The 14141-nt window shown below is 61.2% G+C and carries 13 protein-coding genes; 9 read left to right on the forward strand and 4 right to left on the reverse strand.

The features are described from left to right. Positions 1-49: 49 nt before the first annotated feature. The 4 genes from HTT03_RS11495 to tldD all read right to left on the reverse strand — a co-directional run bounded on the left by HTT03_RS11495 (position 50) and on the right by tldD (position 6331). Complete coding sequence (locus HTT03_RS11495; protein ID WP_174859919.1) at positions 50-637, reverse strand: L,D-transpeptidase; 588 nt, start codon at positions 635-637, stop codon at positions 50-52. Positions 638-778: 141 nt separating this feature from the next. Next, complete coding sequence (gene topA, locus HTT03_RS11500; RefSeq protein WP_174859920.1) at positions 779-3466, reverse strand: type I DNA topoisomerase; 2688 nt, start codon at positions 3464-3466, stop codon at positions 779-781. A gap of 171 nt (positions 3467-3637) precedes the next feature. Continuing rightward, entirely contained in the window at positions 3638-4813 is a 1176-nt protein-coding gene (dprA, locus tag HTT03_RS11505) for a DNA-processing protein DprA (protein WP_174859921.1), read from the reverse strand. Between the two features lie 96 nt (positions 4814-4909). After that, entirely contained in the window at positions 4910-6331 is a 1422-nt protein-coding gene (gene tldD / locus HTT03_RS11510; RefSeq protein WP_174859922.1) for a metalloprotease TldD, read from the reverse strand. Positions 6332-6510: 179 nt separating this feature from the next. Here tldD and coxB point away from each other — a divergent pair, with 179 nt between their 5' ends. The 9 genes from coxB to HTT03_RS11555 all read left to right on the forward strand — a co-directional run bounded on the left by coxB (position 6511) and on the right by HTT03_RS11555 (position 14026). After that, entirely contained in the window at positions 6511-7428 is a 918-nt protein-coding gene (gene coxB, locus HTT03_RS11515) for a cytochrome c oxidase subunit II (RefSeq protein WP_174859923.1), read from the forward strand. Positions 7429-7488: 60 nt separating this feature from the next. Then, a complete protein-coding gene (cyoE, locus tag HTT03_RS11520) occupies positions 7489-8424 on the forward strand; it encodes a heme o synthase (protein WP_174859924.1) in 936 nt (311 codons plus the stop codon). Next, on the forward strand, positions 8424-8591 hold the full coding sequence (locus HTT03_RS11525; protein WP_174859925.1) for a cytochrome C oxidase assembly protein: 168 nt from the start codon (positions 8424-8426) through the stop codon (positions 8589-8591). Before cyoE ends, HTT03_RS11525 begins: the two co-directional genes overlap by 1 nt. Beyond that, positions 8591-9166, forward strand: a complete 576-nt coding sequence (locus tag HTT03_RS11530) for a cytochrome c oxidase assembly protein (RefSeq protein WP_174859926.1) — start codon at positions 8591-8593, stop codon at positions 9164-9166. The genes HTT03_RS11525 and HTT03_RS11530 overlap by 1 nt, the downstream gene beginning before the upstream one ends. Before the next feature lie 35 nt (positions 9167-9201). Continuing rightward, positions 9202-10008 (forward strand): cytochrome c oxidase subunit 3, encoded by an 807-nt coding sequence (locus HTT03_RS11535; RefSeq protein WP_174859927.1) that lies wholly within the window; start codon positions 9202-9204, stop codon positions 10006-10008. A gap of 95 nt (positions 10009-10103) precedes the next feature. Then, positions 10104-10790: an SURF1 family protein gene (locus HTT03_RS11540; protein ID WP_174859928.1), complete on the forward strand. Its 687-nt coding sequence runs from the start codon at positions 10104-10106 to the stop codon at positions 10788-10790. 4 nt (positions 10791-10794) lie between these two features. After that, complete coding sequence (thrC, locus tag HTT03_RS11545; RefSeq protein WP_174859929.1) at positions 10795-12183, forward strand: threonine synthase; 1389 nt, start codon at positions 10795-10797, stop codon at positions 12181-12183. Continuing rightward, entirely contained in the window at positions 12180-13442 is a 1263-nt protein-coding gene (locus HTT03_RS11550) for an insulinase family protein (protein WP_174859930.1), read from the forward strand. Before thrC ends, HTT03_RS11550 begins: the two co-directional genes overlap by 4 nt. Continuing rightward, positions 13442-14026: a GNAT family N-acetyltransferase gene (locus tag HTT03_RS11555; protein ID WP_174859931.1), complete on the forward strand. Its 585-nt coding sequence runs from the start codon at positions 13442-13444 to the stop codon at positions 14024-14026. Before HTT03_RS11550 ends, HTT03_RS11555 begins: the two co-directional genes overlap by 1 nt. The last annotated feature ends 115 nt before the right edge of the window (positions 14027-14141 follow it).

Here is a 14141-nt window from a genome sequence, read left to right on the forward strand (position 1 = left end):
AGTGTCAATTACGTGGAGCTACGCAAGGCGGGGCCGCCCGCAAAAGGGATTAGATAATCCGAACCTGTGTGCCGATCGGGCACATGCCGAAAAGCTCTTCGATCTTCTCGTTATACAGACCGATACAGCCATCCGAGGACCGGCGCCCGATCTTGCGCGTGTCGTGGGTGCCGTGGATGATATAGGCGGGCCAGCTGAGATACATTGCATGCGTGCCAAGCGGGTTATCTGGGCCTGGCGGCATGTATTTGTAATGCGGGAAACGCTCCATCATTGAGGCGGTCGGGGTCCAGTCCGGCCCAACCTTCTTGCGCACGATTTCCGTATAGCCGCGTTTGGTCAGTTCTTCGGTGGCGGGAACGGAAGTGGGGTAAACCTTATAGGTCTGACCGTCCGCGCTCCAGTAATGCAGCGCGCGGCTGGTGGTGTCGGCGACGATGGCGCCTTTGCCGAGGGTGTCAAAGTGATCCTGCCAACGCTGCGTCGAGAAGCTCGACGCGTTGCGCGATACGGGTGCTTCGTTGGAGAACTCGCGGGCGGCTTGGCCCACTTCCTGTGCGCTCAGGATCGAGGGGGTCATCAGCGCCGCGCCGCTGGTTACGAGCACGCGACGCCGGGTAAATTTCATGCCTGACATATTGCTGCCTTTCCTATTGGTCTTGCCGCTCGGTTGATCGGAAACCCATAAGGGAAAGGCAAATCACATATTCATGATATGCGATGCAACGTCGCAGGACAGGCGGAACCGCGCCGAGAAGGCGCGGTTGTTTCGCCTGGCTTAGGCCTCGTCGCTTTTGGCCTCGGCCTTTTTCGCGGCTGGTTTCTTGGCCACCGCTTTTTTCGCAGGAGCTTTCTTCGCCGCAGGTTTTTTCGCCGTGGTCTTCTTTGCCGCTGGTTTCTTAGCTGCCGGTTTCTTGGCGGGTGCTTTCTTTTTTGTCGCGGCCTTGCGCTTGGCGGGGGATTTGGCGAGCTTTTCCTCGATCAGCTCCACCGCACGTTCCATGGTCAGATCTGCCGGTTCGATCTCTTTCGGGATTGTGGCATTGACCTTTTCCCACTTCACATAAGGCCCGTATTTGCCTTCCATCACATTGACCGCGCCGCCCATATCAGGGTGCTCGCCCATCTCGCGGATCGGTTTGGCCGCTTTGCCACGGCCGCCGCGACTGGCGACCTTCTCGGCCAGCAGTTGTACCGCGCGGTTCATGCCGACGGTAAAGACCTCGTCGATGCTTTCGAGGTTGGCATTGGTGCCACCCCGGTCCGAGGTGCTTTCCGCATGTTTGATGTAAGGCCCATAGCGCCCGATGTTGGACCAGACCATCACCCCGTCCTCGGGGTGGGGGCCAATCTGACGGGGTAGAGACAGCAGCATCACCGCTTGTTCCAGCGTCACCTCTTCGGCAGGCCAATCCTTGGGGATCGACTGGCGCGGCGGTTTCTTGTTTTCTTCTGTCACCGGGCCGCGCTGCACGTATGGGCCAAAGCGGCCTTTGAAAACGCGAATCTCATCGCCCTGATCTTCGCCCAAAAGCTTGCCATCCGGCGGAATGGCAGAGGCTTCGGCCTCAGGATCAGGCGGGCCAAAGGGACGGGTGTAGCGACATTCGGGGTAGTTTGAGCAGCCGATAAAGGCGCCACCAGAACGCGCGGTGCGCATCGAGAGGCGGCCCAGCCCGCAGTTGGGGCAGAGGCGCGGATCGCTGCCGTCTTCGGTGGGCGGGAAGAGATGCGGCTCCAGCACCTCATTAATCTTTTCCAGCACCTCGGTAATCCGCAACTCTGAGGTCTCGGCAATCGCTGCCGAGAAATCCTGCCAGAAGCGGCGCAGCACTTCTTTATAGGCGGCATCGCCCGCGCTGACCTTATCGAGCTGGTTTTCCAGATCGGCGGTGAAATCATAGCCGATGTATTTGCGAAAGTAGTTCTCAAGAAAGGCTGTCACCAGACGGCCCTTATCTTCTGGAATCAAACGGTTGCCGTCCTTGCGCACATATTCGCGGTCTTGAATTGTGGTGACGATGCTCGCGTAGGTCGACGGGCGGCCGATGCCCAGTTCTTCCATGCGTTTGACCAGCGTGGCCTCAGTATAGCGCGGCGGGGGCTGGGTGAAATGTTGCTCAGGCGTGACGCCGCGTTTGTCCATCGCGTCGCCGTTGTCGATCTGCGGCAGACGCTTGTCGTCTTCATCGACCACATCATCCCGGCCTTCTTCGTAGACGCGCAGGAATCCGTCAAACAGCACAACCTGACCGTTGGCACGCAAGCCAACCTGACCGTCCTCACTGCCGACCTCAACCGTCGTGCGCTCCAACCGCGCGCTTTCCATCTGGCAGGCGAGTGTGCGCTTCCAGATCAAATCATAAAGCTTCGCCTGATCGGCATCGAGCTTCAGCGCTTTGGCGTCCTTGGTCATATCCGTCGGGCGGATACATTCGTGTGCCTCTTGAGCGTTCTTCGCTTTGTTTTTGTAAATGCGCGGCTCTTTCGGCACATAATCCGCGCCAAAACGCTCCTTGATCGCATCACGCGCCATGCTTACCGCTTCGGGCGCCATGTCGATGCCATCGGTTCGCATGTAAGTAATGTGTCCAGCCTCATAGAGGCGTTGCGCCGTCGACATCGTTTGCCGCGCGCCCATGGAAAACTTCCGGCTGGCTTCTTGTTGCAGGGTGGAGGTCATAAAGGGTGCCGACGGGTTGCGGCTCGCAGGCTTCGCCTCGACATTCATGACCTTCAGCGCGCGGCTGGTGATCGCCTGCACGGCCATTTCAGCCTGGGTCGCATCGGCCAGATCGAAACGCTCCAGCTTCTTTCCGGCGAGTGAGACCAGACGCGCCTCGAACTCCTGACCGCGTGGCGTCGCCAGCAGCGCTTTGACCGACCAGTATTCGCGGGGGCGGAATGCTTCGATCTCCATCTCACGCTCAACGATCAGGCGCAGGGTGACCGATTGCACCCGGCCCGCCGACTTCGCACCGGGCAGCTTGCGCCAGAGCACCGGCGAAAGGTTGAAGCCCACCAAATAGTCCAATGCGCGGCGGGCGAGATAGGCCTCAACCAGTGGCATATCGACTTGGCGCGGGTTCTCCATCGCCTCGGTCACGGCCTTTTTGGTGATCTGGTTGAACACGACGCGGCTGACGGGCGTGTCTTTCTTGATTGATTTGCGCTTGGTCAGCGCTTCTTGCAGGTGCCAGCTGATCGCTTCGCCTTCGCGGTCGGGGTCAGTCGCGAGGATCAAAGCGTTGTCGTTCGCCAGCGCGTCGGCGATGGCTTTGACGTGTTTCTTGCTGTCGCTGGCGACTTCCCACTTCATGTCGAAATCAGCATCGGTGTCGACCGATCCATCTTTGGGCGGCAAATCACGAACGTGGCCGTAGGAGGCAAGAACGGTGTAATCGTCGCCCAAATATTTGTTGATCGTTTTGGCCTTGGCGGGGGATTCGACAACGACGACGGGCATAAATACAGGCACCTTGGATCAAAATTGGGGGCGGCTTTGCGCTGTCTCATGTGGGATGGTGGGGGTGATTGTCAATGCAGATGGTCGGCAACGTGGGATTGCGGCGCTCCGGCCAAGGGACGCATGAGAGGGGAAATCGCCTGCCACGGCTTGCCCCGTGGTAGTAGCTTTTCATCCGATACGGCTGAGCAAACCGCCGGGCTGTCGTTCGATCTCTCCCTCCAGTTCGAGATCGACAAGAGCAGGGGTGACTTCGGTGCTTGGCACTTGAAGGTCGCGGATCAACTGGTCTTCGGCAACGGGGGCCGGGCCGAGACGAGAGAGGATTTGTGCGTGGAGTTTGGCCACCTGCCGCAGGCTGCGGCTTGGTCTGGGCGGACGGGCAGGGGGGACAGGTGCCGCGCATGTCTTGTCCGCCGGAGGCCTGCCTGCAGGGCCGGGGCTGTCCAATTCAGACAGCACGTCGAGCACATCCGCCGCTGAGCGCACCAACACCGCCCCGTCCCGGACAAGCATATTGCAGCCCGCCGCACGCGCATCGAGCGGATGTCCCGGCACCGCCAGCACCTCGCGCCCCTGATCCAGCGCATCGCGTGCGGTGATCAGACTGCCCGAACGTGCCGCGGCTTCGACCACCAGGGTGGCGCGGCTGAGGCCAGAGATGATGCGGTTGCGACTGGGGAAATGTCGCGCCATGGGCCGCAGGCCCATCGGCTGTTCCGACAGGCGCAGACCGTGTTCGCCGATCTGGGCGGTGAGCGCTGCGTTTTCTGTCGGGTAGATCACATCGACCCCGCCCGCCTGCACAGCAATGGTGCCGTCCTTCAGCGCCGCGTCATGGGCAGCGGTATCTATGCCGCGTGCGAGGCCAGAGACGATGACAAAACCCGCCTGCGCCAAATCCTCGGCCAAGCGCCGCGCCATGCGCAGCCCCAATGACGATGCATTGCGCGCCCCCACGATCGAAAGCATCGGACGGGTCAGCAACCTTGGATCGCCGATGGCCCAGAGGAAGGGCGGCGCATCGGGGAGGTCATTCAACAGCTCAGGGTAGGGCGGCTGGCCCTGCACCAGCAGCCGTGCCCCGGCGGCATGGGCCGCGTTCAGTTCGGCCTGTACCACGCCTTCGGGGCATATGCTGTAGTCAGAGAGGCCCGCGGCGCGCGCCACCTCAGGCAGCGCGGCCAGCGCGTTTTGCGCAGTGCCATGTTCGGTCAGCAAACGTTTAAACGTCGAAGCGCCGACCCGGCGCGAGCGCAACAGACGAAGACGGGCAAACTGTTCATCTTCCTGGGTGGGTGGGAGTGGGGGGTGAGTGGAAGAAGGATGTAGGTCCTTGTCAGTCATCCCGAAGCTCCGTCCGTTGCAGAATCAGGTATAAGATTTAGTGCTTAACAACTCGTAAATGATTCAGCGCCCATTTGCCTCAACTCATGCGGGTGCTCACTTGGCCGCGCCACCGACGGTCAATCCGCCGATCATTAATGTCGGTTGCCCGACGCCCACCGGCACCCATTGGCCTTGCTTGCCGCAGTTGCCCATGCCGGGGTCAAGCGTCGGGTCGTTGCCAATGGCGCGAATCTGTTGCAACGCCGTGGCTCCGTCGCCAATGAGGGTCGCGCCTTTGACCGGGGCGCCGACCTTGCCGTTCTCTACCCGGTAGGCTTCGGTGCAGGAGAACACGAATTTTCCGTTGGTAATATCGACCTGTCCGCCGCCGAATCCGACGGCGTAAATCCCATCCTTCAGGTCGGCCACGATGTCATCAGGAGCTGCATCGCCGCCTAGCATATAGGTATTGGTCATGCGCGGCATGGGGATATGCGCAAAGGATTGACGCCGCCCGTTGCCTGTTGAGGCGCTGCCCATCAGCCGCCCGTTCTGACGGTCCTGCATATAGCCCACGAGAACCCCATCCTCGATCAGCACATTCCGCGCCGAAGGGGTGCCTTCGTCATCGACAGAGATCGAGCCGCGACGGTCAGGGATCGTGCCGTCGTCCAGTACAGTGACGCCGGGGGCGGCGATGCGCTGGCCCATCAACCCGGCAAAGGCGCTGGACCCCTTACGGTTAAAATCGCCTTCCAGACCGTGGCCAATGGCTTCGTGCAGTAAGATTCCGGGCCAGCCGGGACCAAGCACCACGTCCATCACGCCCGCAGGGGCGGGGACGGCGTCCAGATTTACACAGGCAATGCGCAGGGCTTCGCGGACCTTGGCCTGCCAATCATCAGGTGATAGCATCCCATCAAGGCCGATCCGTCCGCCGCCGCCAACGCCACCGCTTTCGCGGCGACCATCTTGCTCAACAATGACCGAGACGTTGACCCGCGTCATGGGGCGCACATCGCGCACCGAATGGCCCTCGGGCCGCAGAATCTCGACCTCCTGAATGCTGGCGGCAATCGTAGCACTAACCTGCACGACGCGGGAATCAAGCCCGCGGGCATAGGCATCGATTTCGCGCAGCGTGTCGATTTTGACCGGGAAGCTCTGGCCCGCGATGGGGTCTTCGTCGGTATAGAGCCGCGTGTTGCTGGCCTGCGGTGCGTCGGCCCATGTGCCGCCGCCATCGCCTACGGCCAAGCGCGCGGTCTCTGCCGCACGGCGCAGCGCAGCTTCGCTCAACTCCGTCGAATGTGCATAGCCCGCAACCTCACCACGCACCGCGCGCAGGCCGAACCCTTCGGCGGCATCATAGCTTGCTGTCTTGAGCCGCCCATCATCGAAAACCAGTGCTTCCGAGCGGCGACGTTCGAGGAACAATTCTCCATCGTCGGCCCCGGCCACGGCCTCGCGCAACACGCTCAGAGCGGTCTCTCGGTCTAAATCGGCCTCGAAAGGGGTGAAAGGGGCGCTGCTCATCGGAGATATCCTCACTTGCTGCCACAAAACTCATATGCGCGTCCCTATGACGCAAGCATGTGACTTTATCTTGTACGCAGAATATGATTGTAAGCATCCAGGATTACAACGGCACCGCGTCGCAGCCGCGCCTCGGGCGTCTTTTCGGCTTCACAAGGGTCACAAGATCAGGACGACATATGAAACATCTACTCCCCCTTTCCGGTCTCATGGCCAGCCTTGCGGCCCTGCCTGCACTGGCACAGGACAGCCTGCGCGTTGACGGGCTTGATGTCATCGGCAGACCTGTTGACGGCGCGACCGGCTTTCAACCCGCCGTGACGGAAGTGGCGCGGGATCTGCACAGTCTCGACTATCTGATTCTCGTTATCATCACGCTGATCACCGTTCTTGTGACCGCCCTGATCATTTGGGTGATGTTCCGCTACAACAGAAAGCGCAACCCCACGCCCTCGTCCTTCACACACCACACCCCGATCGAAGTGGCTTGGACAATTGGGCCGATTCTCATCCTCGTGTTGATCGGGGCCTATTCGCTCCCCATCTTGTTCCGCCAGCAGGAAATTCCTGAAGCGGATATCACGGTCAAGGCGATTGGCAACCAGTGGTACTGGTCCTACGAATATGTCGACGAAGAGTTCGGCTTTGACAGCTATATGATCGGCGCACCTGCCACACTGGGCGACGAAGACGAAGGTGCGACCCCCTTCGTGCTGGATGACGCAATGATCGCCAAGCTGGAGCGTGAAGGCTACACCCGCGAAGATTGGCTGTTGGCCACTGACACTGCGATTGTTCTGCCGGTGGGCAAGACCATCGTGTTCCAAGTCACCGCAAGCGACGTGATTCACTCTTGGACCATCCCGGCCTTTGGCGTGAAGCAGGATGGCGTGCCGGGCCGTCTGGCAGAGCTGTGGTTCACCCCAGAGCAAGAGGGCGTCTACTACGGTCAGTGTTCCGAGCTTTGCGGTCAGGCTCACGCCTATATGCCGATTACCGTGAAAGTCGTGTCGGAAGAGGCTTATGAAGAATGGTTGGGCAAAGCCAAAGCCGAATATGCGGGCATCGAACAGCCGTTGACCGTCGCTTCCAAGTAAGTCCGTTCCGCGGGGCGTGCCTATTGCGCACGCCCCGTGTTTCACCTGAAAGGTTCGGGGATGACTGACATTACCAATACGCCAACAACCGATTACGACGCGCAGCTGGGGGATTATTTCGCTCTGCTGAAACCGCGCGTCATGTCGCTGGTTGTTTTCACCGCGCTGGTGGGGTTGCTGGCGGCGCCAGTCTCCGTGAATCCTGTCGTTGGTTTCTCCGCGATCCTGTTCATTGCCATTGGTGGCGGTGCCTCAGGTGCGCTGAATATGTGGTGGGATGCCGACATCGACCAAGTGATGCGCCGCACCCGCAACCGCCCGATCCCCGCGGGCCGGGTGCAGCCGGGCGAGGCGATGGTGCTGGGCGTGGCCCTCTCGGGCCTTTCCGTGATGATGCTGGGGCTGGCGACCAACCTGCTGGCCGCTGGGATGCTGCTCTTCACGATCCTTTTCTACGCGGTTTTCTATACCATGTGGCTCAAGCGTCTGACGCCACAGAACATCGTGATCGGCGGTGCTGCGGGGGCCTTCCCCCCGGTGATCGGCTGGGTCGCGGCGACGGGTAGCTTCTCGGTCGAAGCATGGCTGATGTTCGCGCTGATCTTCATGTGGACCCCGCCGCATTTCTGGGCGCTGGCGCTCTTCATGCGCTCGGATTACGACGATGCCAAAGTGCCGATGCTGACGGTGACCCACGGTCGCCCGGCAACGCGTCTGCATATTCTGGTCTATACCGCGCTGCTGGCCGCGCTGGCGATTGGCACGGCCTTTACCGCGATTGGCGGCATCTTTTACTTCGCCGTGGCTCTGGTGCTGAACGCGGCCTTCCTGCTGGGCGCATGGCGCATCTGGAAACGGGATGAGGTGATGGCCGAGGGTGACGACTACGCCGAGGAACGCAAGTTCTTCCGTCTGTCGTTGGCCTATCTGTTTTTGCATTTTGGTGCGATCTTGGGCGAAGCCGCCCTGCGCGCCTTTGGACTGGGGGGCTGGTAATGAGCATACGTCCCGAACACGAGCTGCATCAGCGCCGCCGGGGCCGCAATGTCGGCGTCGGCCTGATGCTGGCAGCCTTCGTGGTGCTGGTGATGGCGCTGACCTATGTGAAAATTACCCAAACCGATTTCGAACTCCCCCCCAATCAACGTGAGGTGACCCAGTAATGGCACTTTCCGGTCCACAAAAAACAGTGATGCAAACCGTCAGCGTTGTCCTGCTGATGGGCGGTATGGCTTGGGCGTCAGTCCCGCTATACGATTGGTTCTGCCGGGTTACCGGCTTTGGCGGCACGCCGGGCCAAGTCTCCGTCGGCAGTGACGAAGTGCTCGACCAGACGGTCAAGGTGCGCTTTGACGGCTCGCTCAACGACGGTATGCCATGGGTGTTCAAACCCGTGGTCCGCGAAATGGAAGTGCGCATCGGCGAGACCGGTCTGGCCTTCTATGAGGCCTATAACCCCACCGACAAACCGGTGGCGGGGCAGGCGAGCTACAACGTGACCCCCTATACCGCCGGCCCGTTCTTTGAAAAGATCGACTGTTTCTGCTTTACCGAACAGGTGCTTGCGCCGGGTGAGCGGGTGCAGATGCCGGTGAGCTTCTTTGTCGACCCCGAAATGGTCGATGATCGCGATGGGAAGTTTGTACATACCATCACACTGTCTTATACCTTCTACGAAATTGACCTGCCCGAAGGCTATGCCGCCCTCGATCAGGACAGCGCCACAGCAACAAATTAACGACCTGATTAAACAAAGGTGAGGGACCCGCAACCATGGCCCATGCAAAGAACCACGACTACCATATCCTACCCGCCTCTAGTTGGCCGCTGCTGGGCTCGCTGGCCGGATTCGCCATGCTGGGCGGCGCCGTGCTTTGGATGCATGACGTCACGCCCTATGTGTTCCTCGGCGGTCTTGTCGCCACGCTCTATGTCATGTTCGCATGGTGGTCCGAGGTCGTAACCGAAAGCGAAGTAGGCGATCACACCGGCGTTGTCCGCATCGGCCTGCGCTATGGTTTCATCCTGTTCATCATGTCCGAAGTGATGTTCTTCGTGGCGTGGTTCTGGTCCTTCTTCAAACAAGCGCTCTACCCGATGTATGAATACGCCGGGACAGAGTATGTGAAGCCCGAAATCCACGCGGTTGACGCCTTCCACCTGCCGCTGATCAACACGCTGGTTCTGCTGCTGTCGGGCTGTGCCGTGACCTGGGCGCACCACGCGCTGGCGCATGAGAACAACCGCAAGGACTTGATCACCGGGCTGACCATCGCCGTTGTGCTCGGCGTGCTCTTCACCGGTTTGCAGGCGTTTGAATATTACGAACTGCTGGTCCATGAGGATTGGACCTTTGGCGGCGACATGTATTTCTCCAGCTTCTTCATGGCGACAGGCTTCCACGGCTTCCACGTTGTGATCGGCACAATCTTCCTCTTCGTCTGCCTGCTGCGCGCCATGCGCGGCCACTTCACCCCCGAACGCCACGTCGGCTTCGAGGCGGCGGCTTGGTACTGGCACTTCGTTGACGTGGTCTGGCTGTTCCTCTTCTTCGCCGTCTACATGTGGGGCACACCCTAAGTCCCGGGCGGGGTTGCATCCGCGCCTGACACCCTTAAAACCCAAACGCGCGAAGCCTTCTTCGCGCGTTTGTCGTTTCAGCCAGAGAGATTCGAATGCGGCGCAGCCTGTTCTTCATCATCGTCGGTCTTGGCGGGGCAGCGATCCTTGTCTGGCTTGGCCTATGGCAGGTCCAGCGGCTGGCGTGGAAAGAAGGCATCATCGCCGACATCAACGCCCGCATCACCGCCGCCCCGGTCGCCCTGCCAGCGCAGCCTGACCCCGAAGCCGACGCCTATCTGCCTGTCACCGTGCGCGGGGAGGTCGGGGCCGAGGCGCTACATGTTCTGGTCAGCCAAAAGCAAAAGGGCGCTGGCTACCGTGTCATCGCGCCGATGGCGTTGGAAGATGGCCGTCGCATCCTCATTGATCTCGGCTTCACCCCGACAAAGAACAAAGACGCCATTGACCCCGCTGGCTCCGCCACGCTCACGGGCAATCTGCAATGGCCGCAAGAGGTTGACAGTTTCACGCCCGAGGCCGACGCCGACCGCAACATCTGGTTCGCCCGCGACGTGCCGCGCATGGCCGAGGCGCTTGATACCGAACCACTCCTCGTCGTTGCCCGCGAAGGTGCCGGCCCTGACCCCAAGATCACGCCGCTGCCCGTTGATACCGCCCGCATCCCCAACGATCACTTGCAATATGCGATCACTTGGTTTTCCCTCGCCGCCATCTGGCTGGCGATGACCGTCCTTTTCCTGCGCCGCCGCCGCGCCCCTGCAACGCCGAAAGTCGACTGACCCCATGCGCTATATCTCCACCCGTGGCTCCGCCCCTGTTCTGTCCTTCGAAGAGGCGATGCTGACCGGCCTTGCCCGCGATGGCGGCCTTTACGTCCCGGAAACCATCCCAACGCTGAGCGCCGATCAGATCGCGGCCATGCAGGGCCAAAGCTACGAAGAGGTCGCCTTCACGGTCATGCGCCCCTTCATCGGCGACACTTTCACCGACGACGAATTCCGCGCCATCATCGCCCGCGCCTACGAAAGCTTCGGCCACACCGCCCGCGCACCCATGGTGCAACTCGCCCCGAACCACTTCTTGCTGGAACTCTTCCACGGCCCGACGCTGGCGTTCAAAGACTTCGCCATGCAACTCATCGGCCAGATGTTCCAAGCCGCTCTGGGCCGCAAGGGCGAACGGGTTACCATCGTCGGCGCGACCTCAGGCGACACCGGCTCCGCCGCAATCGAAGCCTTCAAGGGGCTGGATAATGTCGACGTCTTCATTCTCTACCCCCATGGTCGCGTGTCGGACGTGCAGCGCCGCCAGATGACCACGCCTTCGGAATCCAACGTCCACGCGCTGGCCATCGACGGTGACTTCGACGACTGCCAAGCCCGCCTCAAAGACATGTTCAACGATTTCGACTTCCGCGATTCCGTGCGGCTGGCAGGGGTGAACTCGATCAACTGGGGCCGCGTACTGGCGCAGGTCGTCTACTACTTCACCGCCGCCACCAGCCTCGGCGCGCCGCTGCGTGAGGTCAGCTTCACCGTGCCCACCGGCAACTTCGGCGACATCTTCGCAGGCTACATCGCCAAGCGCATGGGACTGCCCATCGCAGACCTCGTCGTCGCCACCAACCAGAACGACATCTTGCACCGCTGCCTGTCCGGCCAAGGCTATCACAAAGGCGGCGTGACTCCGTCGATCAGCCCCTCGATGGACATTCAGGTGTCCTCCAATTTCGAGCGCGCCCTTTTCGACGCCTACGACCGCGACGCCGGTGCCGTGGCGCAATTGATGGAGGAATTGGGGCAGGGCGGTTTCGACGTCTCCCAAGGGGCCATGCAAGCGCTGCAAGACATCTACCGTTCCGGTCGCTCGTCCGAAGAGGAAACCACCGCCACCATCGCTGACCGTCGCCGCACGACTGGAGAGTTGCTCTGCCCGCATTCCGCCGTCGGCGTGAAAGTTGCGGACGAGCTGCGCGACCCGGCCACGCCGATGGTCACCCTCGCCACCGCCCACCCGGCCAAATTCCCCGACGCCGTCGAAGCCGCCACTGGGATCCGACCCCCGCTGCCGCCCCGCATGGCAAACCTTTTCGACCGGGAAGAGCGTTTCACCCGGCTGCCCAATGACCTCGACGCGCTCAAAGCGCATATCAAAGGAAACCTCTCCGCGTGAGCTTGAACCAGACCACATTGCCGAACGGCTTTCGCATCGTCACCGAAAAGATGGATGGCATGGCCTCCTCCGCCATCGGTGTCTGGGTGAACGCAGGCGCTCGCCACGAGACCCCGCAGCAAAACGGCATCGCGCATTTCCTTGAGCATATGGCGTTCAAAGGCACCGCAACCCGGTCGTCACTACAGATCGCTGAGGCGATTGAGGACGTCGGCGGCTATATCAACGCCTATACCTCGCGCGAAGTCACCGCCTACTACGCCCGCGTGCTGGAAAACGACGTGGCACTCGGCCTCGACGTGATTGCCGACATTCTGCGCAACCCAGTGCTGGACCCATCGGAGGTCGAAGTCGAACGCGGCGTGATCCTGCAAGAGATCGGTCAGGCCCTCGACACGCCCGACGATGTGATTTTCGACTGGCTGCAAGAACAAGCCTACCCCGATCAGCCCATCGGCCGCACGATCCTTGGACCGAGCGAACGCGTCTCGGCCTTTTCACGCGACGATCTCAAACTCTTTATCGCTGACCACTACGGGCCAGAGCAGATGATTCTATCGGCCGCCGGGGCCGTGGACCACGACAAGATCGTCAAACTCGCAGAAAGCCTTTTCGGCGACATGCCATCCAAAAAGCTCTACGAAGTCGATACCGCTCGTTTTGGGGGTGGCGAATTCCGGCAGGTCAAACAGCTAGAGCAGGCCCATTTCGCGCTTGGTTTTGAAAGCCCCGGCTACCGTTCCGACGACATCTACATCGCGCAAATCTACGCCTCTGCCTTGGGCGGCGGCATGTCCTCGCGCCTGTTCCAAGAGATCCGCGAAAACCGCGGCCTCTGCTACACGATTTTCGCCCAAGCTGGCGCCTATGCTGACACCGGCATGACCACGATCTACGCAGGCACCAGCGCCGAACAGCTTCCCGAACTGGCCAATATCACCATCGACGAGATGAAACGCGCCGCCTCCGACATGTCCCCCGCCGAAGTCGCCCGCGCCCGCGCACAGATGAAAGCAGGTCTGCTCATGGGGCTCGAAAGCCCTTCAAACCGCGCCGAACGTCTGGCCCGCCTAATCCAAATCTGGGACCGCGTACCGCCTCTCGAAGAAACCGTGGCCCAAATCGACGCCGTGACCACAGGCGACGTGCGCGATTTCGCCGAACGCATGGCGACCCAAGCCCCCGCCGCTTTGGCCCTCTACGGGCCCGTCGACGCCGCACCGACGCTGGACGACCTCCACAGCAGACGCGCCGCCTGATGCTGCTGGGCCGACGCAAACTGCGGATCGAAACCGAACGGCTGACCCTGCGCCCACCGATCCACGCCGACTACCGCGCATGGTCCGCTCTGCGCCGGGCCAGCAACGACTACCTGCGCCCTTGGGAGCCGACTTGGGCCGAGGATCACCTCACCCGCAAGGCCTTCACCAACCGCGTCTACTGGGCGCAGCGCTCGGTGTCTTCGGGCAATGCCATGCCGCTCTTCCTGATCCGGCGCAGCGACCAAAACCTCGTCGGCGCGATCACGCTCGACAACATCCGCCGCGGACCCGCGCAGTCGGGTACTTTGGGCTATTGGACGGGCGAACCCTTCGCCCGCCAAGGCTACATGCGCGAGGCGATCGAGGCGACGGTGCATCAAGCCTTCACCCGGCTTGACCTGTCGCGCATCGAAGCCGCCTGCCTGCCGGAAAACCAAGCCTCTCGCGGGTTGCTAGAAAAATCCGGCTTCAAATACGAAGGCGTTGCTCAAAGCTACCTGCAAATCGATGGCCGCTGGCGCACTCATGTGCTCTATGCCGCGCTGCGCAAGGACCGACGCGGGCGCACGGCGGCGGGTTGACGTTCAGAAGGGGCGACGAACGTCAGAGTAGTTTTTTTTAAACATGATGTTTAGTGTGCAATTCTCCTTTTATTTAAAATCTCGGCGACAGATGTCCGCAGGTGCGCGCAACGCT

It is taken from the genome of Sulfitobacter maritimus (assembly GCF_013346665.1).
Lineage (GTDB): Bacteria > Pseudomonadota > Alphaproteobacteria > Rhodobacterales > Rhodobacteraceae > Sulfitobacter > Sulfitobacter maritimus.

Coding starts and splice junctions, on each gene's coding strand:
- HTT03_RS11495 (WP_174859919.1), bottom strand. CDS start 637: ATGTCAGGCATGAAATTTACCCGGCGTCGCGTGCTCGTAACCAGCGGC.
- topA (WP_174859920.1), bottom strand. CDS start 3,466: ATGCCCGTCGTCGTTGTCGAATCCCCCGCCAAGGCCAAAACGATCAAC.
- dprA (WP_174859921.1), bottom strand. CDS start 4,813: ATGACTGACAAGGACCTACATCCTTCTTCCACTCACCCCCCACTCCCA.
- tldD (WP_174859922.1), bottom strand. CDS start 6,331: ATGAGCAGCGCCCCTTTCACCCCTTTCGAGGCCGATTTAGACCGAGAG.
- coxB (WP_174859923.1), top strand. CDS start 6,511: ATGAAACATCTACTCCCCCTTTCCGGTCTCATGGCCAGCCTTGCGGCC.
- cyoE (WP_174859924.1), top strand. CDS start 7,489: ATGACTGACATTACCAATACGCCAACAACCGATTACGACGCGCAGCTG.
- HTT03_RS11525 (WP_174859925.1), top strand. CDS start 8,424: ATGAGCATACGTCCCGAACACGAGCTGCATCAGCGCCGCCGGGGCCGC.
- HTT03_RS11530 (WP_174859926.1), top strand. CDS start 8,591: ATGGCACTTTCCGGTCCACAAAAAACAGTGATGCAAACCGTCAGCGTT.
- HTT03_RS11535 (WP_174859927.1), top strand. CDS start 9,202: ATGGCCCATGCAAAGAACCACGACTACCATATCCTACCCGCCTCTAGT.
- HTT03_RS11540 (WP_174859928.1), top strand. CDS start 10,104: ATGCGGCGCAGCCTGTTCTTCATCATCGTCGGTCTTGGCGGGGCAGCG.
- thrC (WP_174859929.1), top strand. CDS start 10,795: ATGCGCTATATCTCCACCCGTGGCTCCGCCCCTGTTCTGTCCTTCGAA.
- HTT03_RS11555 (WP_174859931.1), top strand. CDS start 13,442: ATGCTGCTGGGCCGACGCAAACTGCGGATCGAAACCGAACGGCTGACC.